The sequence below is a fragment of the Bacteroidales bacterium genome (assembly GCA_041671145.1).
Taxonomy (GTDB): domain Bacteria; phylum Bacteroidota; class Bacteroidia; order Bacteroidales; family JAHJDW01; genus JAQUPB01.
Window position 1 is genome coordinate 24,261 of record JBAZBZ010000002.1, and the last position, 21,378, is coordinate 45,638.

At 27.2% G+C, this 21,378-nt stretch carries 24 protein-coding genes; 20 read left to right on the top strand and 4 right to left on the bottom strand.

Going from position 1 to position 21,378, the window contains the following annotated elements:
• Window positions 1-2: 2 nt before the first annotated feature.
• The 18 genes from WC223_00795 to WC223_00880 are packed head-to-tail and all read left to right on the top strand — an operon-like array spanning window position 3 to window position 15,741.
• Entirely contained in the window at window positions 3-839 is an 837-nt protein-coding gene (locus WC223_00795) for a methyltransferase domain-containing protein (protein ID MFA6922766.1), read from the top strand.
• 20 nt (window positions 840-859) lie between these two features.
• Window positions 860-1,966 (top strand): DegT/DnrJ/EryC1/StrS family aminotransferase, encoded by a 1,107-nt coding sequence (locus tag WC223_00800; protein MFA6922767.1) that lies wholly within the window; start codon window positions 860-862, stop codon window positions 1,964-1,966.
• 15 nt (window positions 1,967-1,981) lie between these two features.
• On the top strand, window positions 1,982-2,344 hold the full coding sequence (locus tag WC223_00805; GenBank protein MFA6922768.1) for a winged helix-turn-helix transcriptional regulator: 363 nt from the start codon (window positions 1,982-1,984) through the stop codon (window positions 2,342-2,344).
• On the top strand, window positions 2,341-3,030 hold the full coding sequence (locus WC223_00810) for a WbqC family protein (GenBank protein MFA6922769.1): 690 nt from the start codon (window positions 2,341-2,343) through the stop codon (window positions 3,028-3,030). The genes WC223_00805 and WC223_00810 overlap by 4 nt, the downstream gene beginning before the upstream one ends.
• Entirely contained in the window at window positions 3,027-3,974 is a 948-nt protein-coding gene (locus WC223_00815; GenBank protein ID MFA6922770.1) for a hypothetical protein, read from the top strand. The genes WC223_00810 and WC223_00815 overlap by 4 nt, the downstream gene beginning before the upstream one ends.
• Window positions 3,971-4,444 (top strand): GNAT family N-acetyltransferase, encoded by a 474-nt coding sequence (locus WC223_00820; GenBank protein MFA6922771.1) that lies wholly within the window; start codon window positions 3,971-3,973, stop codon window positions 4,442-4,444. Before WC223_00815 ends, WC223_00820 begins: the two co-directional genes overlap by 4 nt.
• Window positions 4,437-5,447 carry a glycosyltransferase gene (locus tag WC223_00825; GenBank protein ID MFA6922772.1) on the top strand — a complete coding sequence of 337 codons (1,011 nt, stop codon included), beginning with the start codon at window positions 4,437-4,439 and terminating at the stop codon, window positions 5,445-5,447. Before WC223_00820 ends, WC223_00825 begins: the two co-directional genes overlap by 8 nt.
• Before the next feature lie 25 nt (window positions 5,448-5,472).
• Entirely contained in the window at window positions 5,473-6,468 is a 996-nt protein-coding gene (locus WC223_00830) for an FkbM family methyltransferase (GenBank protein MFA6922773.1), read from the top strand.
• 41 nt (window positions 6,469-6,509) lie between these two features.
• Window positions 6,510-7,397 carry a glycosyltransferase family 2 protein gene (locus WC223_00835; protein ID MFA6922774.1) on the top strand — a complete coding sequence of 296 codons (888 nt, stop codon included), beginning with the start codon at window positions 6,510-6,512 and terminating at the stop codon, window positions 7,395-7,397.
• Window positions 7,398-7,427: 30 nt separating this feature from the next.
• Entirely contained in the window at window positions 7,428-8,165 is a 738-nt protein-coding gene (locus WC223_00840) for a class I SAM-dependent methyltransferase (protein MFA6922775.1), read from the top strand.
• Window positions 8,162-9,034, top strand: a complete 873-nt coding sequence (locus tag WC223_00845) for an alpha-1,2-fucosyltransferase (GenBank protein MFA6922776.1) — start codon at window positions 8,162-8,164, stop codon at window positions 9,032-9,034. The genes WC223_00840 and WC223_00845 overlap by 4 nt, the downstream gene beginning before the upstream one ends.
• A 4-nt stretch (window positions 9,035-9,038) precedes the next feature.
• Window positions 9,039-10,037 carry a methyltransferase domain-containing protein gene (locus WC223_00850; GenBank protein ID MFA6922777.1) on the top strand — a complete coding sequence of 333 codons (999 nt, stop codon included), beginning with the start codon at window positions 9,039-9,041 and terminating at the stop codon, window positions 10,035-10,037.
• Window positions 10,038-10,046: 9 nt separating this feature from the next.
• The gene (asnB, locus tag WC223_00855) at window positions 10,047-11,870 is read left to right on the top strand and encodes an asparagine synthase (glutamine-hydrolyzing) (protein MFA6922778.1); all 1,824 of its coding nucleotides are present in this window, start codon (window positions 10,047-10,049) and stop codon (window positions 11,868-11,870) included.
• Entirely contained in the window at window positions 11,863-12,741 is an 879-nt protein-coding gene (locus WC223_00860) for a glycosyltransferase (protein ID MFA6922779.1), read from the top strand. Before asnB ends, WC223_00860 begins: the two co-directional genes overlap by 8 nt.
• Window position 12,742: 1 nt before the next feature.
• On the top strand, window positions 12,743-13,480 hold the full coding sequence (locus WC223_00865) for a family 6 glucosyltransferase (GenBank protein ID MFA6922780.1): 738 nt from the start codon (window positions 12,743-12,745) through the stop codon (window positions 13,478-13,480).
• Between the two features lie 17 nt (window positions 13,481-13,497).
• Window positions 13,498-13,620: a hypothetical protein gene (locus tag WC223_00870; protein MFA6922781.1), complete on the top strand. Its 123-nt coding sequence runs from the start codon at window positions 13,498-13,500 to the stop codon at window positions 13,618-13,620.
• Window positions 13,610-14,902, top strand: a complete 1,293-nt coding sequence (locus tag WC223_00875; GenBank protein ID MFA6922782.1) for a hypothetical protein — start codon at window positions 13,610-13,612, stop codon at window positions 14,900-14,902. The genes WC223_00870 and WC223_00875 overlap by 11 nt, the downstream gene beginning before the upstream one ends.
• Window positions 14,899-15,741 carry an alpha-1,2-fucosyltransferase gene (locus WC223_00880; GenBank protein ID MFA6922783.1) on the top strand — a complete coding sequence of 281 codons (843 nt, stop codon included), beginning with the start codon at window positions 14,899-14,901 and terminating at the stop codon, window positions 15,739-15,741. Before WC223_00875 ends, WC223_00880 begins: the two co-directional genes overlap by 4 nt.
• A 3-nt stretch (window positions 15,742-15,744) precedes the next feature.
• Here WC223_00880 and WC223_00885 read toward each other — a convergent pair whose 3' ends face one another.
• Entirely contained in the window at window positions 15,745-16,488 is a 744-nt protein-coding gene (locus WC223_00885) for a methyltransferase domain-containing protein (GenBank protein MFA6922784.1), read from the bottom strand.
• A 4-nt stretch (window positions 16,489-16,492) separates the two neighbouring features.
• Window positions 16,493-17,476, bottom strand: a complete 984-nt coding sequence (locus tag WC223_00890; GenBank protein MFA6922785.1) for a beta-1,6-N-acetylglucosaminyltransferase — start codon at window positions 17,474-17,476, stop codon at window positions 16,493-16,495.
• A 212-nt stretch (window positions 17,477-17,688) separates the two neighbouring features.
• On the opposite strand from WC223_00890, the gene WC223_00895 reads away from it, so the two are divergent.
• Together WC223_00895 and WC223_00900 are read left to right on the top strand one after the other, a co-directional pair.
• Window positions 17,689-18,708, top strand: coding sequence for a glycosyltransferase (locus WC223_00895; GenBank protein MFA6922786.1), 1,020 nt, complete (start codon window positions 17,689-17,691; stop codon window positions 18,706-18,708).
• Window positions 18,705-19,892 carry a glycosyltransferase gene (locus tag WC223_00900; GenBank protein MFA6922787.1) on the top strand — a complete coding sequence of 396 codons (1,188 nt, stop codon included), beginning with the start codon at window positions 18,705-18,707 and terminating at the stop codon, window positions 19,890-19,892. The genes WC223_00895 and WC223_00900 overlap by 4 nt, the downstream gene beginning before the upstream one ends.
• Here the strand turns inward: WC223_00900 and WC223_00905 are convergent, their stop codons facing one another.
• Entirely contained in the window at window positions 19,893-20,765 is an 873-nt protein-coding gene (locus WC223_00905; protein MFA6922788.1) for a hypothetical protein, read from the bottom strand. It abuts the gene before it with no gap.
• A gap of 5 nt (window positions 20,766-20,770) precedes the next feature.
• On the bottom strand, window positions 20,771-21,367 hold the full coding sequence (locus tag WC223_00910; GenBank protein MFA6922789.1) for a class I SAM-dependent methyltransferase: 597 nt from the start codon (window positions 21,365-21,367) through the stop codon (window positions 20,771-20,773).
• Window positions 21,368-21,378 lie beyond the last annotated feature (11 nt).

Sequence of the window (21,378 nt, forward strand, 5' to 3'; positions counted from 1 at the left end):
ACATGCAATTCTTAAAAAAAGTAATTCCTGTTTCAATAAAAAACATTTCAAAAAAGAAAATTATTAACTTAGAGAAATTTCCAAAAAATACTCAGCAAAATGATAGTATAAATGCTTATTATTGTCCTGCTTGTGGTAATTCCATAAATATTTTTAATCGTTTTCCACAATGGCATTTAGATGAATTAGATGAAAATAATTTCATTCATTCTATTTATAACTTCGAAACACTTAACTTGAAAAATAGTTCTTGTCCTATATGCAATACAGGTGATAGCACAAGATTATACATGCTTTTTTTAAAATCTTTTTTTAATAAAATTGATACAAGTAAAATACACAAACTTATAGAATTTGCTCCTGTACCTGTTATTGCAAACTATTTGAAAACCCTTAAATTTATTGAATATAGAAGTGCTGATTTAAACGATAAAAATGTTAATGACACTGTTGATTTAACTGATATGAGAATATATGATGATTGTTCTTATAATATATTTATTTGCACTCATGTTTTGGAACACATAGCTGACGATATAAAAGCAATGAAAGAACTTTACAGGATTTTAAAACCAGGCGGATGGGGAATTATAAATGTGCCTATATTGCTAACTTTAACGGAAGATTACGAAAATCACAACATTACATCAGAAAATGAACGGTTGAAACATTTTGGACAGAAAGACCATGTAAGAATATATTCAAAAAATGGATTTGTAAAGAAGCTCAACTTTGCTGGTTTTAAAGTTAAACAATACGGAATGGATTATTTCGGAACAGATGTATTTGAAAAATGCGGAATAAAAAAGGGTTCCATATTATATATTGTCGAAAAATAAATTAAATACTTAGTAAAGTTATGATAAATGTAACCCAACCATACCTGCCTCCATTAGAAGAGTTTCAAGAATATCTCAAAAAAATCTGGGATAGCAAATGGCTTACAAATAACGGAAAGTTTCATGAAGAATTCGAACAAAAATTATCTGAATATCTTGGTGTCAAATATGTTTCATTATTTGCAAACGGAACTCTGGCTTTAATAACAGCATTGAAAGTTTTAAACATAAAAGGAGAAGTAATTACAACACCTTACAGTTTTGTTGCCACAGCTCATTCTCTTTTGTGGAATAACATAAAGCCGGTTTTTGTTGATATTGAAAATGACTATTGCAATATAGATCCGGAAAAAATCGAATCCGCAATTACACCACAAACCACTGCCATACTCCCTGTTCATGTTTATGGCAATTCCTGCCAGACAGAAAAAGTTCAAAAAATTGCAAAAAAAAACAATTTAAAAGTAATTTATGATGCAGCACATTCTTTCGGTGTAAAACAAAACGGGCAAAGTATTTTAAACTTTGGAGATTTATCGATACTTAGTTTTCATGCAACAAAAATTTTTACAACATTTGAAGGTGGAGCAATAGTAAGTCATGATGCAGAAACAAAACAAAAAATAGACCAACTGAAAAATTTCGGCTTTATGGACGAAGTAACTGTTATAGGAACCGGAATTAATGCAAAGATGAGCGAATTTCAATCTGCATTTGGTTTATTGAGTTTGAAATATATTGATAAAGCAATTGAAAAAAGAAAATTAATTTCAGAAACATATCAAAGTGCTCTTGCAAACATAAAAGGAATAAGTTTTTTAAAAAGCATGAAAGATGTGAAGCACAATTACTCTTATTTTCCGATATTTATTAACCAAAGTGAATACGGAATTTCAAGAGATAAAATTTACGAAAAATTAAAACAGAATAATATTTATTGCCGCCGATATTTTTATCCGCTAATCAGTGAATTTCCGGCATATAACGGACTTTCTTCATCTCCCCGTGAAAACCTACCAGTAGCATATAAAAAAGCAGAGCAAGTTTTATGTCTGCCTATTTATCCCGATTTGGAAATAGAGCAAGTACAATATATTTGTAAAATCATCAATAAATTTTCCGAATAAAATTTGCAGTACGGTTTGAATAAAGAAAAAACAACATATAAAATACCCAAATCAGAAAGCGAAACTAATGCATTTTTAAATTATGGATGCCCATCCCCTGTTTTTGAAAACTTCCAACATGGATTTAGAGTTACAGTATTTTCGAGACAAAACAATAACAAAAAAACCGACCTGAAAAATATAGGTGGCAATGTTATTGTATTAAAAAAAATAATCGAATTAATGAGAGCCAATCCTTCAATTTCAATTCCTGACATATCTGCAATTTGTAATAAAGGTGTTACAATCGTGAAGGAATATATAAATAAACTAAAAAGTAAAAATATAATCAGAAGAATTGGTCCAGACAAAGGCGGGCATTGGGAGGTAATAAAATGAAATTAGCTATAATGCAACCATATTTTTTCCCGTATATTGGATATTTCCAGCTAATAAATGCTGTTGATAAATTTGTAATTTACGATGATGTAACTTTTATAAAACAAGGTTGGATTAACCGAAACCGCATATTACTTAACAGCAAAGAACATTTAATTACACTAAATTTAAAAAAAGCCAGTTCATTTAAATTTATTAATGACATCGAAATTCATGATAATAGAAATAAGATATTAAAAACAATTGAAATGGCATATAAAAAAGCTCCATTTTATAATAATACATTTTCGTTAATCGAAGAAATTATTTTTTTTAATGAAAAAAATTTATCTTATTTTCTTAAAAACAGCATTAATAAATTAGCTGCTTTTCTTAATATTAAAACTGAATTTATTTTATCGTCAACTTTAATAAAAAACAACGATATAAAAGGACAGAACAAAGTAATTGATATATGCAAAAAAATGAATACTTCCACTTATATAAATTCTATTGGAGGACAAGAACTATACTCTAAAGAGATTTTTTTAAAAAATAACATATACTTGAAATTCATAAAATCAAAACCAATAATTTACAACCAATTTAAAAATGAATTTGTATCTTGTCTTTCAATTATAGATATATTGATGTTTAATTCAAAAGAAGAAATTGCAGGAATGCTTAACCAATATGAATTAATATGAACTCTACGGGAGGATATTTCGAATTAGAACTTCGTAAGGGTAAAGAATTTCACCCTTATGCTATTGCTTTAAATACCGGAAGAAACGCCTTGGAATTAATTTTAAAATTAAAAAAATACAAAAAAGTTCATGTCCCGTATTACACTTGTGATGTTATTCTTGAACCATTAAAAAAAACCAAAACTCTTTATGAATTTTATTCAGTTGATAAAAATTTTGAACCTATATTTGATTATTCAATTTTAAAACGTGAAGATGGTTTTTTATACATTAATTATTTCGGGTTAAAAGATATTTTTATTTGTGAAATTGCAAAAAAATGCAATAATTTGATTATTGATAATTCACAAGCATTTTTTTCCGAACCAACAGCTAATATCCCGACATTTTATTCATGTCGTAAATTTTTTGGTGTTCCGGACGGTGCTTACTTATATATTGATGGTGCTGATGATATCGCTTTCCCAATAGACCATTCTGAAAGCAGATTTACTCATTTAATAAAAAGAATAGATTATGGTGCTGAAACCGGATTTAATGATTTTAAAAATAATGAAAATAATATGATTGGACAGCCCATAAAAAAAATGTCTAAATTAACCCAAGCTTTGCTTTGTAATATTGATTATAAATCCGTATCTAAAAAACGAAGAGAAAATTTTTTGTTTTTACACAAACAATTATCAAATTATAACGAAATTGAAATTGATTTTTGCAAAGAACTTGTTCCGATGGTTTATCCATTTTTGTCTAATCAATCTGACTTAAAACAAAACCTTCTCAAACATAAAATTTTTATTGCAACATATTGGCAAAATGTGTCGGAATGGACTAATAAAGATAGTTTGGAGTATAAATATGCACAACAAATTATTCATTTACCCATTGACCAAAGATATAATTTTGAAAATTTAAAAGAAATAATCAACCTGATTTTAAAATGAAAGTTACAATCAGACCACTCGAAGAAAGCGATGCTTTATTATCTTATAAATGGAGAAATGATGAAGATATTTGGAAATACACTGGAAATAAGCCTGACAAAAAAATAACATTAAAAATCGAAAAAGAATGGATTAAGAAAGTTATTGTTAAACACAATGAAAAAAGATTTGCAATCTGTGTTGGAAACGAAATGGAATATGTAGGAAATGTTCAGCTAACAGATATAACAAAAGATAATGCACAATTCCATATATTCATAGGTAAAAAAAAATATCACGGATTAGGAATTGGAACGCAGGCAACAAAACTGATTATTGATTATGGATTTAAAAAAATAAAAATAAAAACAATATACCTGACAGTAAATCCCGAAAATATTGCCGCTGTTAGGTCATACGAAAAATGCGGTTTTAAAATAATATCAAAATCTGATAATGAATTAAAAATGGAAATAAAAAATTATGACTGAATGCTTAAATCGTATGGTTTCAGTTTTCATGATTACTTATAACCATGAAAAATATATTGCAAAAGCATTAGAAAGCATTTTGATGCAAAAAGTCGAATTTGATTTTGAAGTTGTTATAGGTGAAGATTGCTCAACAGACAATACCCGCAATATTATTTTAAAATATGCAGACAAGTATCCGGATAAGTTTAAATTACTGCTTCATGAGAGAAATATTGGACCAATGGCTAACCATATCGCAGTGCTAAATGCATGCACCGGCAAATATATTGCAATGCTTGAAGGCGATGATTACTGGATAAGCCCTCTCAAATTAAAGACACAAGTTGATTTTTTAGAAGCTAATCCTGAATACTCAATATGTTCTCACAATGCTATTGTTGAGTATGAAGAAACAGGCGAAAAAATCGAATGGCTTGGCAGAGAACAAAAGGAAACTATAACACTTGATGATTTATTAGCTTTTGGAAGTGGAGGCGCAACATGCTCTTTAATTTTCAGAAATAAAATATTTAGAAACTCACTTGATTTATTTTATACTTTGCCCAGCCTTGACTGGATATCACAAATATTATGCGCCAGCAAAGGAAAAATGAAATATTTTAAAGAACCTATGGGGGTTTACAGAAGAACAATCAGTGGAAATTCAACCGATGCCGGAATAAAAGAAGCAAAAAAGCAGAATAAAGAATGGCTCGGTATTCCGTATAAAAATACACTGAAAATAATTGATGCAATAGATAAATATTTTGATTATAAAAAAAAGATGCTTTTGAATAATCAAAGAATTTATTGTTACTATGTTTTGGCAAAAACTTTTGACGAGCACAACAAATCAATAAAAGCAATTTTATTTTCATTAAAAACATTAAAATATTACTTTGGTAATTATCCATTTCTCACAAAAGAAATAAAAAAAGACACAAAGAAAACACTATGTAAAAACAGTATTATAAAAATCAAACAAATTATTATTACTTTTATAAATAAATGCAGAATATGATTAGCATATTAACAGAAACAAAAAAATGACAAACAAAATATTATCACATAATGAGATTTCTGAAAACCCTCCGGTATTAATTGATATCGGAGCTTCGGCTCATTTACCCGAAGATTGGAGGGTAATAGCTCCATATTCAATCTGTATTGCTTTTGATGCCGATAACAGAGATATTGACTATATTGTTAACGAAGAAAAAAAATACAAAAAACTTTATACATTTAACTCAATTGTTGTTGATAGCAATGAAGAATTAACTGATTTCTTTTTAACAAAATCACCATATTGTTCAAGTACTTTAAAACCATTAAACAAGCAATTGGAAGAATGGAGTTTCTACAAGTTTTTTGAAATTGAAAAAAGCGTAAAAATTAAATCTACTAATCTGCAAACTGTTTTAAACAAATTAAATGTTAAACAAATTGATTGGTTTAAAACAGATTCCCAAGGCACCGATTTAATGATTTTTAAAAGCTTGGGACAAGATATTTATTCTAACATACTTGTTGCAGATTTCGAACCGGGCATTATTGATGCTTACCAAAATGAAGATAAATTATATCATTTATTGGAATTCATGGATAAATCTAATTTTTGGATTTCTGATATAAATATAGGTGGAAATCAAAAAATAAATAAAACAATAAAAGAATTATTTTTTAATGATATGAATGAATTCCAACTTCAGTCAATATTAAAATACTCACCTACTTGTGCGGAAATAACATATATAAATAATTTCAAAAAAAACAATTTAACAAAAAGAGATTTTTTGCTTGGAATAGTTTTTTCAATTATTAAAAATCAATTACCGTTTGCATTAGAATTAGCATATTTGGGAAAGCAAAGATTTAATGAATCTTTCTTTGATGAAATTAAAGATTATTTATTACAATTAATTAAAAATAAATTATGTACTTTAAATAATTCTTCACAAAAATCATCAATAAATAATAAAAAAGATTTTATTAAGGATTTTATTCCGCCAATTTTATTGAAATTTTATAGAAAAACATTGTAAAAGGTCACATAGTAGCAGATAAAAAAACATATTTTTAATTTATGGAAAATAACGTCAGTTTTATTGTTCCCGCATATAATTGTTCACAAACAATTGCTGAAGCAATAGAATCTATTTATAAAGGAAACATAATTTCCGGTGATGAGATAATAATTATTGACGATGCTTCAACAGATAATACTAAAGAAATAATTTTAGATTTACAAAATAAACATAAAGAAATAAAACTCTTAAAACATAATTATAATAAGGGTACTGCGGCTGCCGGAAGAAATACCGGAATTGATAATTCAATAAATAATTTAATTTTTTGTTTAGATTCAGATAATGTTTTAGCTCCCGATAGTATTCCGAAACTTAAAGATTTTTTATTGTCAAGCAAAATAGATGCTGCCGCATTTGGCGAAATCCATTACTTTATAAACAATATAGAAAACGTAACTAACAAATGGATTTTAAACGAAGAAATAACTTTCATTGACACTATTAATGAAGGAGAAAAAGCTCCTTGCTCAAGCGGAAATTATATGTTTACAAAAGAAAGCTGGATAAAAGCAGGAAAATATTTCGAACCAACTTTGATTAATCAAACCATTGATTCGTGGGCTTTTGGTTTAAGACAACTTGCTACAGGAAGCAAAATGCTGACTTTAAAAAACTCATTTTATTTGCACAGACATGGTTACAATTCTCATTTTGTGTTAAACTACGACAAAGGAAATTTATCTTTAGCATTTACTTCTGTTTTAATACCTTTTTTACATTTAATTGATGATAGGGATGTAAATTATATTTTCAGCAAAAAACATCGTTATAATTGGTTTAAAAATATTAAAAACAGACCTATTAAATTAAAAACCTCAAATGATTTTTTTTTAAAAAAGATTATAAAAAAAATATTGAAGCATATAAAACACAAGATAGCATAAGAATAATATTAAAATGTAAATAAAATAATAATGAAATATTTTTTTAATAAATTATTTACTAAAAACAAAAAAAGTAATTATAACGCAAATTTAATTAATGTTCAAAACAGAGAAGCATGGCTTGAAAAAACATTAAAAGAAATTCCTCATGGAGAAAAAATATTAGATGCCGGTGCCGGAGAACTGCAATATAAAAAATTTTGTTCCCATCTAAACTATGTTTCGCAAGATTTCGGGCAATATAAAGGTACGGGCAATAATTGCGGCTTGCAAACACAAACATGGAATAATGATAAAATCGATATAATATCCGATATCACAAATATTCCTGTTGCTGACAATTCATTTGATGCTATTTTGTGTATTGAAGTTTTAGAACATGTTCCCGCTCCCATTTCAGCTATTAAAGAATTCTCAAGAATATTGAAAAAAAATGGAAAACTAATTATAACCGCACCATTTGCAAGTTTAACACACTTCGCTCCTTATCACTATTATTCGGGATTTAATAAATATTTTTTCGAAAAATATTTACAGGAAAATTCACTATCAATAATTGAAATTTTACCAAATGGAAACTATTTCGATTTTTTGAATCAGGAATTATCATTAAGAATACCAAATAAATATTCTGAACTCAAACTATCAAAGAAAGAAAAAAATTCATTAAAAACAGTTATGAACCTTTTATATAAGTTAAGCATGACAGACAAAGGTTCTTCTGATTTATTATGTTTTGGTTTTAATATTAAAGCCGTAAAAATATGATTGTTGTTAAATTAATAGGTGGTCTCGGAAATCAATTGTTTCAATACGCTTTGGGCAGACATTTGGCAATTAAAAATAACACTTTGCTAAAACTTGATTTGAGTTTTCTCAGAGCCAGACCGGAAAACGCAGATTATATTTTTAGGGATTATGAATTAAATGTTTTCAAAATAAACGAAAATTTCGCAACAGATAAAGAAATTGCAAAATATCATACTATGTCAAAAGCCACAAAGGGCTTAAATAAGATTATTCAAAAAATAATGCAATATAAAATCGTGAATGAAAAAGAACCTTTTGTATATGATGAAGAAATTTTAAATTCTCCAAAAAAATCACTTTTATGCGGTTTTTGGCAAAATGAAAAATATTTTTCGGAAATTGAAAATATTATCAGAAAAGAATTTGCTTTCAAACAAAATCCCGATTCAATAAATTTAAAATCTATTGAAAAAATAAAATCCACAGAATCTATAAGTATTCACATCAGAAGATACAATCCTGCTTCAGATATATATCATGGACTATGCGATATGGAATATTATGAAAAAGCAATAAAGGTTATATCTCAAAAATCATCCAATCCATACTTTTACATATTTTCAGACGACATTAGCTGGTGCAAGAAAAATTTCAAATCAGAAAATCATACATTTGATTTTATTGAACATAATGCAGATAGAAGTTACGAAGACCTGAGATTAATGCTCAATTGCAAGCATCATATTATTGCAAACAGCACATTCAGTTGGTGGGGAGCATGGTTATGTGCAAATAAAGATAAAATAATTATTGCTCCTCAAAAATGGTTAAATACCGATAAATATCAAACAAAAGAATTATTTTTACAAAACTGGATAAAACTATAAAACCATGGAACAAAAATTTTTAGATATTCTATGTTGCCCTATCACCAAACAATCACTATACCTTGAAACAACTAAATTATTTGATAATGGCACAGTAGAGGAAGGATTTTTAACAACAAAAAATAAAGAATATAAATACCCTATTTTAAAAGGTATTCCAAGATTTGTATCAAAAGAAAATTATGCAAAAAGTTTCGGATTTGAATGGAAAAAATGGGCTTTAGTTCAATACGAATCAGAGAATATTGGAAAACCAATGGAAAATTGGACAACAAAAATGTTCGAGAAAATAACAAGCTTGCCAGATGAATATTTTAAAAATAAATTAATAATTGATTTCGGATGCGGCGGCGGAAGATTTATAGATGTAGTTAGAAAAAAAGGAGGAACTGTTGTTGGAATAGATATGAGCTTGGCAGTTGAGCCGGCGAAAGAATATTTTATAAATGACAAAAATGTTTTAATAATACAAGGCGATATTTTGAATCCGCCATTTAAAGAGAATGCATTTGATATGGGGTACGCTATAGGAGTATTGCATCATACACCTAATCCATTTTCTGCATTTAAAGAACTACATAAAACATTAAAAAAAGGAGCATATTTGGCATGTTGTGTGTATACAAAAAAAGGATATTACGACTTTAAATCAGTCCGAAGATTCAGAAAACTTATTCAAATCACCAGATTTTTATTCGGTTACAATCTGGCAATATTATACGCTAAGTTTTCCGCAACATTTCTTTTCAAGTATTTCCCTTACTTTTCAAAAGTACCAAAATATGGAGGAGACAAAATAAAATATTATTTAGAACAGAACTGGTTTCCTGTACTGTATCTGCCTGATAAGAGATGGAGGATTTTGGATGTATTCGATTCCATAACTCCTAAATATGCATCAGCTCATACCGAAGAGGAAGTATTTTCGTGGTACACTAATACTAACTGTTCCGACATTAAAAATACTGATTTTTTTAAATCATCTTTTTCGGGTATCAAATAAAATGTTTATATGTGCGGAATAGCAGGTATAGTTGTAAATAATTCAAAGGAGTATACTGAGCATTTGAAGAAAATGCTCAGCATAATTAATCATCGTGGTCCTGATAACGAAGGTTTTTTGCACTTTGATAATTGTTTACTGGGGCACACGCGCCTGAGCATAATCGACCTTTTCACCGGCAATCAACCAATGCTGAACAATAATAAAAATACCGGTATAACTTTCAACGGTGAAATATATGGTTTCGATGAAATAAAAAAAAAAATTAAAGATTATAATTTTAAAACAAAATCCGATACCGAAGTAATTCTTGCATTGCATGAAAAATACGGAACAAAAATGCTTCAATATCTTCCCGGTGCTTTCTCTTTTGCTATTTGGGACAATAACGAAAAACAATTATTTTGTGCAAGAGACAGATTCGGCGAAAAACCTTTCTATTACGCTTTAGGAAAAAATAACGAACTGATTTTTGCATCAGAAATCAAATCAATACTATCGACAAATCTTGTATCTCCGGAATTAGATATTGACTCTCTTGTTCATTATTTAAAACATTTATATGTTCACCCTCAAAAAACTATTTATAAAAATATTCATACCATACCCCCGGCTCATTGTTTAATATATAAAGAAGGAAATTTAATCATTGAAAAATATTGGCATTTACCCCAAACAAATGAAAAAATAAAATTCAATGATGCAGTTTCACAATTCACTGAATTATTTGACAAAGCCGTAAATAAATGCATGGTTGCTGACGTCCCTGTTGGAATATTCTTAAGCGGCGGTGTTGATTCATCAAGCATTGTAGCTTCAGCAAGTCAATTCAGCAACAATGTTCATACTTTCTCATGCGGATTCGGTGAAGCTATTAATGAATTGCCTTTTGCAAAAGAAATTGCGAAAAAATACAAAACAAATCATGTTGAATTGCAGGTTAAAGAAAGTAATATAGCCGAACTAATATTGGAAATGCAGAATATTTATGACGAGCCATTTGCCGATTCTTCAAATATTCCAACCTACCTGATTTCAAAAGAAGCTAAAAAATATGTTAAAGTTATCTTGGGAGGTGACGGTGGCGACGAACTTTTAGCCGGTTACTCTTTTTGGTATAGAAGAATTTTTAAATTGGAAAGAGCATTGAATAGAAAAATCAGTTACTTTGAATTCATGCATTTAATTGATAAATTTAATTATAAGTTTAAATTAAATCTCCCTTTATCCAATTATTACGAGCAACTTAAATTAAAGAAGGATTTCAAAACAATTCAGGATTTATATAATATTACAAATTTATATTTTTATGACTCGGAAATTTCAAGTATTCTTAAAAATAATAATTCTAAAACTGAAGCAAAAAAAGTTGACTCTTTGAATGATGTCTTGTTTGAAGATATTCAGAATTATTTACCGGGAGATATTTTAACTAAAACAGACAGAGCTTCTTTATCAAATAGTTTGGAATTGCGAACACCTTTCTTAGAAATTAATTTTGCTGAATTTTGCATATCTTTACCTTTAAGTTTTAAAATGAATACCGAAAAAGACAAATTGATAATGCGTAAGGCATTTGCTGATAGATTAACTCCATCAATTTTAAACAGAAGAAAACAAGGTTTCGGTGCTCCGGTAGAAATATGGTTAAAAAACAAAGATGTTGTTCAATTAAAAGAAAAATTTCTGAAAAATCAAAATTCTAAAATATATTCTATTTTTGATTATAAAAATACAATGACTTGTTATAGCGAAGATAATTACAAAACATGGATATTACTGATTTTATCTATTTGGTTTGAAAAGCAAAATTTTTCCACAACAAATGACTGAAAATATTCCTGATATTACCGTTTTAATGCCTGTTTATAATTGCGAGAAATATATTAAAGAGTCCGTTGAAAGCATTCTAAACCAAACATTCGTTAATTTTGAATTTTTAATAATAAATGATGCTTCAACTGACAATACAAGAAACATTATTTCATCATACAATGACAAAAGAATTATTTTAATTGACAATAATGAAAATATAGGATTGTCAAAATCATTAAACAAAGGGATTGAAATAGCGAAAGGAAAATATATTGCCAGAATGGATGCAGATGATATTTCATTGCCCACAAGATTAGAAAAGCAATTTTATTTTTTAAATAATAATATTGAATATTGTCTTGTTGCTGCCAAAATAATTGGAATCAATGAAAAAAGTAAAGAAACAAGCATGTGGGATAATGATAATAACAATATTACATATCGTGATATTTATTATTTTTTGCCTAAAGCCAACTGTATAGCACATCCAACAGTTCTAATCAGAAAAGAGATATTGATTGAATACAAATATTCGGAAAAACCATATTTTTCGCAAGATTGGGATTTGTGGTTAAGATTAATATCCGATAAAAAGAAAATAGCAAAGCTCGATGAAGTTTTGCTCAAATACAGAGTTCACAATTCTTCTGTTTCTAATTTTAGTGAAAATAAAAACAAAGGAAAAAAAAGCATAATTTTGAGGTATAATTTTTTGAAGAATCAATTCTATAAATTAAAAATAAACACTATATTTTTAAAGGTTTCTTTCTTTTTATTAATTGAAATAAAAATATTTTACCTGAATAAAATTAAAAGTATTTTTAAACATGCATACAATTATTTTTATTCAATAATTGAGTATAAAATAATAAAAAAAATATATTATTAAAATGCCAAGTAATTTATTTAATAGAAAGAAAAAAACAAAAGTAGGAATACTATATCTATGTACAGGAAAATATGATTTATTTTTTAAAAAGTTCTATTATACCTGTGAAAAATATTTTTTAAGAAACTGCGAAAAACATTATTTCATCTTTACCGATTCCAAATTACATTTCCCCGGAAACAAAAGGATTCACAAGATTTTTCAGGAGCATCTTGGTTGGCCGAACATGGCATTAAAAAGATATCATATATTTATTAATTGTTTAAATTTATTTGAAGAATTTGATTACCTCTTTTTTTGTAATGCAAATTTAGTTTTCATTAATTATATTGATGAAGAAATTCTGCCGAAAAAAGAAGGTCTGCTTGCTGTTAAGCATCCACATTCATATGGTACAGAAAGAAAAGATTTTCTTTATGAAAAAAATCCCTTATCTACTGCTTATATTAATGATAATGAAGGCGAATATTATTTCATGTCAGGATTTATTGGAGGAAAAACAGAAAATTTTATTGAATTAATTAAAACCATAAAACAAAATACAGATAAGGATTTAGAAAAAAATATTATTGCAGCATGGCACGATGAGTCACATTGGAATAGATATTTAATAGGTAAGAATGCTAAAATTCTTGATTATTTTTATTGTGCGGCAGAGGGTATGACAACACGTAACTTCACGAAAATAATAATTATCGACAAACGTAACTATGGTGGACATAAATATTTGAGACAATAGCAAAACCACCAAATTAAATGGAAAATCTATTATTTCAATACACAGAAGAAAAATCATTGACAATATTGGGCAACAAAGAATTAAAATTTCACCTTCCTACATTTAATAAAGGTAATTCATCTGAAAGTTATGAAAATTAATTATCGAAATATTTTCAGATATTCTGATTACAGATGGCTACTTGCTATCGGAATACTTGCTTATTTTGCGGTTGTAATTTATAATATTATTGCATGGAACGATTATGCCAGAACATGGGAAGGATGGTTAAATATAAGTCCAGAGAGACCTGGCTTTGCCGATTTCAGGAGTATTGCAAAAGCATGTGAGATTTTTCGTAACAGGCATTATTCAATTTTTACTGATTTTAATAGTATGTCATTAGGTTTTGGATACCCTAAAATTTGGTTTCTACTATCTTATTTAGGAATTAAGGAATCTCATACAAATATTATAAGTATTATTTTTATTACTTTGTTTTTTATTGCAATTTTTAAAATAATAGAAAAAATAGGATTTGTGGAATCCTTATTTTACTTTATTACTATTACTTCTTTTCCTTTCATATTAGCAATCGAAAGGGCTAATGCTGATTTGATTATTTTTTTATTGTTATTCTTATCTTTTTTATTTTTCAAAAAAAATAAAATATTCTTGTCTGTCTTTAATATTATATTATCTGTTTTTCTCAAATATTATACAATTTTCACATTAGTAGTTTTCGCTGACAAAAAAAAATCTTTTGTTAAAATATTAATGATTTCATTTTTAGCATTTGGCATTTATTCATATTTATTTTTTAGTGATATTTCCTTTATGTTAAATATGAAAAACAAATACTACAATTCAATATGGCATTCATACGGAATGTTTATTTATGTTGATTATATAAAACTGTTCATTTCAAATTCATTGGCAATTCACAACAAAGCTGAATATTTATATTTATTAAAATATTTTCATGGCATTTCATTATTTGTAGTTATTTTAATTTTTCTGAGCGTTTTTTATTTTTCTATAAAGAATAAAAACTCATCAGCTTTTAAAAGCCCTTATATTAATGAATTCAGAATAGGAACTTCTGTTTATATCGGTAGTTTTTTTCTTGGATATAATTTTGATTACAGATTAATTTTTCTGATATTTACATTGCCACAGATATTTTATTGGATAAAACACGAAAAAAAATTAAAATTTATATGTTTAATTATTTTAACATCAATTTTAGTTAGTTTTAATTATTACTACTTTGCTGTAGATTATTTTTTATTATTTAAATGGAATAGAATATTTTCATTTAATGTCTTATTGTTTACTTTGCGAGAGTTGTCTTTATGGGTAATGTTTTCACTATATTTATATATAATTGTTATTACCATGCCTGAAAACATCAAAGAAAAAATAATATTATTTAATAAATGATAATAGTTAAACTTCAAGGCGGAATAGGCAATCAAATGTTCCAATATGCGATAGGAAAACATATTGCAATATTGAACAATATGGAATTAAAGCTTGATATTTCTTCATTTGAAAAAGATTCTCTAAACAGAAAATACGAACTGCATAATTTTAATATTTCAGAAAGTATTGCTTCAGAAAAGGAAATTAAAAAAATTATTAATAAAAGGTTTTTTGCTTTTTCACAAAACAACACTATAATAAAGCAACGATTTTTTGAATACGATGCTGAAGTATTGAAAAAATACAATAACAACATTTACCTTGACGGTTTTTGGCAAAGCGAAAAATATTTCTTTCAAATTAAAAATATCATACAAAAAGAATTTACATTAAAATACGCAAATGACTTCAACAAAAATTTCGAACATATTTTAAATAAAACCGAAACCCTCAATTCTGTTGCAGTTCACGTTCGCCGCGGCGACTATGTGAATTCAAAATTCGGACAAAATAATTACCGAAACATTCACTCTGAAGGATATTATAAAAAAGCATTTGAAATAATTTCAAAAAAAACATCCGCTCCCGTTTATTTTATGTTTTCAGATGATATCGAATGGTGCAAGAATGAATTTAAAAAAATAAAAGATTTAATTTTTATCGAATCCCATAAACCTCATGAAGACCTTATATTAATGAGCTTATGCAAACATCAGATAACAGCAAACAGTTCGTTCAGCTGGTGGGCGGCATGGCTGAATAATAATCCTTATAAAACTATTATAGCTACTGATAAATGGTTTTATAATAACTGGAATACAATTAATTTAATATCCGAAAATTGGACAAAAATTTAAATATCATTTTATAGCTTCTACAACAATACTTTCATAATTATTCATTTCTATTGAAGTATCAAGATGATGAGTTTCTATGCCATTTAAATTATCGTCTTCGCTGGAACCAATTTTACATTGTTTAATTTTCCTAAAACCGCATTTATTTATTACGTATTTCAAAGTTTTTAAATCATAAATAAATTTATGACCCCAGCTATAAAAAAAATTATTAATAGTAAAAACATCAAAAAGTTCACTCTGTTTAGGAAAATCATTAGATTTCAACCACATTTCATAAGTATTTTCTAAATATTTTTTTTGAATTTCAGTAATATTATTGTTATTGTGAAGAATTGTTAATGCTTCAAGATTAGGGGTAACAATTCTTATTTTACCTCCATGTTTTAGAATCCTGAAACATTCATTTAAATGAAATACAGCTTGTTCAAACGTAATATGTTCAATAAAATGTTCAGAGAAAATATAGTCGAACTTATTATTTTCAATCGGGAATGATTTGGTAGCATCAAGATAAATTGTTTTCCCAGAATCACAAATACAGGTATTCAGCCATCCATCAATAAAATGGGATTTTCCTCCAGTACCTATTTGAAGCTTCGGAATCTTGTTGTTTTTGATAAATTCATTAATTTTATTTTTTGCATTTTTAAGCTTTTTATTAAATTTATATTTCTCATAATATTTTGTTGGAACATTCCATAAAATAACATCAAAAAATAAAAATATTTTTTTTATAATTTTCATAAAATCAAGATGTTTTATCAATTAATTTCAATATTTCATTATCAATATTTGTTTCAAATTTTCTTGCGAAAAGTTTTTTTGAATTCATTAATTCCTCAAAATCATTTATTGTAAATGTTTTTGGATGTGAACTATTTTCATTAAAAACAATATATCTTAAATTGTCATTTACAATTTCACTTTTATATCTCGAATTCATGAGGCAGGTTGCTGCAAACATTTCATCAGAAAGCAACGTACGTTTATAAAATCTTATAAGAAATTTATTTTTTTTATAAAATTCCAGAATATATTCAGCACAATCTTTTGTTACGCTCCACCATTGACTGCCACCATAAGGTTCAATGCCTTCAGGAAAATTACGATGCTTTGGAAAAATAGCACTTAAAATAAAATTCATCAAATCTGTTTTTAATGTCTTTTCTCCGATTTTTTTTGGGATCTCGAAAATAAAAATTTTCAGATTCACAAAAAAATTGTGTGGCATATAATGATTATCGGGAATATAAAAATATTTGCCGAAAATTTTCATTCGTCGCTTTTCAATTCTTCTTACACCAAACTCTTTCCATATTTGCTCTTCGGCATATTCGCCATTTTCAGCAGGTAACATTTTCCAGTATTTCAAAAACTGTTTTCCATAGTTATCCTTAAAATATTTCTTAATGTTTTCATTTGATTTCAAAGGATAATCCTGAGCACTTATAACATTAAAATAATCATAATTTATATTTTTTTCATTTAATAGCACTATGGAATGAAATACCGCTTTAACAATTCCTACCTCGCCCCAAGCCCCATTTCCCCTTTTACAGAAAAATACATTTTTGTGATTGCAATATTTATTTTTTATTTCTCTAAATATTTTATTGGAAGATTTTTTACAAAAGTGTATCACAAAAATCGTATCATCCGAAGAAAGACGTGAGAGCAAACGAAATAATTGTTCGGGTTCTTTATGTGCTAATATTAAATAAACAAGTTTCATCTGAAATTATTTCTATAATGCAATATTAGAAAAAAAATATTTGTTATGTATTGTTAATTTCAATTCTATCTCGTTGCTCTATGTTTGTAGTTCAAAGCCATGATTGTTAAAATTACTATTAACAACTCATGATTATAAATGCAAATTTAAAACAATTAAACTAATAAAATATTTAATGATATTTAATAATATTTAATATTTTTACAAGAATTATGATTAACGAAGGAATATCAGTTGCAGTTTGTTGTTACAACAGCGAAAAGCGTTTACCTCATACTTTGAAACATTTATTCAATCAAAAGGTTGATTTAAATTTCAAATGGGAAATTATTATTATAAACAATAATTCTTCTGACAATACGAAAGAAGCGGCTTTAAAGTCATATAAAGATTCCGGCGGTAATATTCCCTTTTCAGTTGTTTATGAATTTAGACAGGGACTAATTTTTGCGAGAGAAAAAGCATTTGAAGCTGCAAAATATAATTTTGTTTGCTTTGTTGATGATGACAATTATCTTGACGAAAATTATATTAAAACTGCGTTCGATATCATGAGCAAAAACAGCGAAATTGCTGTTTTGGGTGGGTATAGTGAACCAATTGCCGAAATTGATTTTCCCGAATGGTTCAGCAAATTCAAGAACGCTTATGCTATAGGAAAACAAAATACATTTTCAGGCGATATAACAAAAATAAAAGGATATGTTTACGGTGCCGGCTTCATTGTAAATAAAAAATGCTGGAACTATATAAAAGCAAAAGGATTCAGATGCTTTACAACTGGCAGAAAAGGAAAAAGTTTTTCTTCAGGTGAAGATGTTGAAATTTGTATTGCAATGCAAATTGCAGGATATAAAATATGGTATGATGAAAACCTTAAATTAAAACATTTTACTCCGAATGAAAGATTAACCGCAACATATTTAAAAAAATTTTATAAAGGAAATGGAAAAACATACCCTCTCTTAAATATTTACAAATATTATCTCTATTATGACACTCATCCCTCGGAATATCTGAAGCTACCTTTATGGTTTGACAGGTTTTTATTTATGCTAAAAGATTTTCAGAAATACTTTAATTTCTTTTTATTTAAAAACAAGTTAAGTATCGAACATTTTGAGGCAGTAGAATATTTCGAAGAATTAAAATCGCTTTTAAAAATAAATTTCAGATTAAAAAAGCATTATTCTGAAATTCTTGAATTAAAAAGAAATTTACAAAGGAAATGAAAAAAGTTCTGGTAATATCACCGGTTCACACACATCCCATTAATGGTGGAAGCAGCTTTGGAGTTAATAATGTTTGCAATAACTTGAAGAGTATCGGCATGGATGTTCATTTTTTATATATCGCAAATAGTCCGGGTTTTGATACAAAACAACTGTACATTGATGAAATGGGAAAAATATTTAGGGAGAGGTTTTTTACTTTCGAATCTAAAAATAAATTTCCTTTTGCACCAATTGCTCCAAAAAATATTTTTCAAAAAATAAAACAGAAATTCTTATTCGAAATCAAGTCAAATAAATTTTATACAAATAAAATTGATGATTTTTTTGATGACGGGATTAATGAGTTTCTGCAAGATTTGCAATCAAAAGAAAATTTCAAAGCAGTTATTGTTAATTATGTTTTTTATTCAAAGGCATTAACAATATTTGGCAAAAATGTATTAAAAATATTGGAAACGCATGATTTGTTTGCAAACAGACATTTAATATTTCACAAAAAAAGATTACCTAATACGTGGTTTTCATTTTCACCAAATGCAGAAATAAAAGGATTAAAACGTGCTGATGTTATAATTGCCGTTCAAAAAAGCGAAAAGGTTTATTTTTCGGAAAAATTAAAAAATAAAAAAGTTATATCAGTAGGAAGAATACTTGATATTTCCGAATTCAAACCAAAAGAAAAAACAACAAATAAATTACTTTATATTGCTTCCGGAAATAATACAAATCTTGCTTCTTATAATTATTTCCTCGAAAATATTTTCCCTATAATCATTAAAAAAAATCCTGAAGTTGAACTTTTAGTTGCAGGTAGTATTTGCAATTTAATTGATGACAACAAAAATATTAGAAAGCTCGGAAATATTGATAAGCTAAATGATATTTATGATAGCTGTGATGTTGTTGTTAATCCTGTGATTTTAGGAACAGGTTTAAAAATCAAAACAGTTGAAGCACTGTTTCATAATAAACCTTTAGTAACAACATCAATAGGTGCAGAAGGACTGGAAGAAGGAATTAATACTGCCTTTTTTGTTGAAGACAAACCCGAAAAATTTGCTGATAGAGTTGTTGAATTGCTCGAAAACATTGAATCATACAACAAAACCTCAAAAAATGCTTTTGAATTTATAAAAAAATATAAAGATGATAATCTTAATGAATTGAAAAATATTTTCTGATTATTTTTCCCACGTAATAAATTTTGTTCTGTTAATTTTTCTGAAGAATATTTTATGAAGAAGTTTTGAAAGAAAAATAAATATTTGCGCTCCGTGACCAAAAAGCTCCCTTTTTCCGAGAATTTTCACAAATCTATATAAGCCAATAGTTTTTTTTGTAAGTTGAGTATTCTTGTTAAAATTTTCATAATGAATAAAACATGGCTGGTATTTCCATTCAAGAGTTTCGAGTTTGTATCCAAAATCTTCTTTCAATGATTTCTGAAAATAGCCCGAACTATCCCACGATATTGTTTTACCATTTATAATTTCCTTATGATATAAATGAGAAACTCTGCATTTAAAAGCACCTTTTTTATAAATACAAAACCATGGACTCCATCTCTCACTTAATGTCATATAGCTTTCGGAGTATGTATCGTAATAATTTTCATTCAATGGATTATAATCAGTTGATATTGCAATTAAATTGATATCACTTTTCAATTTATCAAGCATTCTGTATATAAATTTCGGATTCAGTATTTCAAAATCAGAATCAACAGTTGCAACATAAGGTGTATTTATTTTTGAAAGCTCATTATCCCAAACAACATCATTTCTGTCAAAGGGTCCCATCAAATGATATTTTGAAGTTTTACGATTAGGTTTTTTATCATCAGTTTGATGCGTATTTTCAATAATGTCAACAAACTTATATTTTCTCCATTTTTGAAAATGAACTTTTTTCAACTCTTCATCAATCCAATTTGAATAGAGCAATAACCTGAAATTAATATTTTTTAATTTCTCATAACTTTTTATTGTATAATCGGTAATTAATAAACACTTATTAGTTACCACCATGAAAAAAGTAATTTCGGGTTCTTCCATTTTTTTTATAACCAATTTTCAATTTCCTCAAAACTTTTTAATCTAAGCCATCTTTCATTGTTTTCAATATAGTCATTCCAAGTAAGTTCGGTATATTTTTTATTTAAATTAATTATATCAGTATTTTGTCTTATTTTAATAATGCCGCAACCCCAGTCAAAATTGGCAGTTACAATATCAATATCGGGATTTTGCCTATAATAAACCAAAGCTTTCCAAACATCACCGTTCCAATTTTTAGTTCCCTGGTCAGGAAATAATGCTTCTTTTTCATTTATGGGATGGCAGTCATGTACAATAATTGTTCCTGCTTTATTCAGAATTTTTAAAGAATTTTTAATGTCCTTGTATGTCTGAACAGAATAATGCAGCCCATCAATAAAAACGATATCGAAATTTTGTTTATTAAAAACATTTAATTTGTTCAATAAAAAATATTTATTTGAATTCATCCTGACATTTCCGCCATTATATGGGTCAACACCAATTTTATTTTCGCAAATTATATTATCAAAACATTCATTTTTATTGCATCCTATTTCAAGATATTTTTTATAATTATATCTTTTTATTAAATAATTTATCAATTCAATTCTATTCATGCTAATGATAA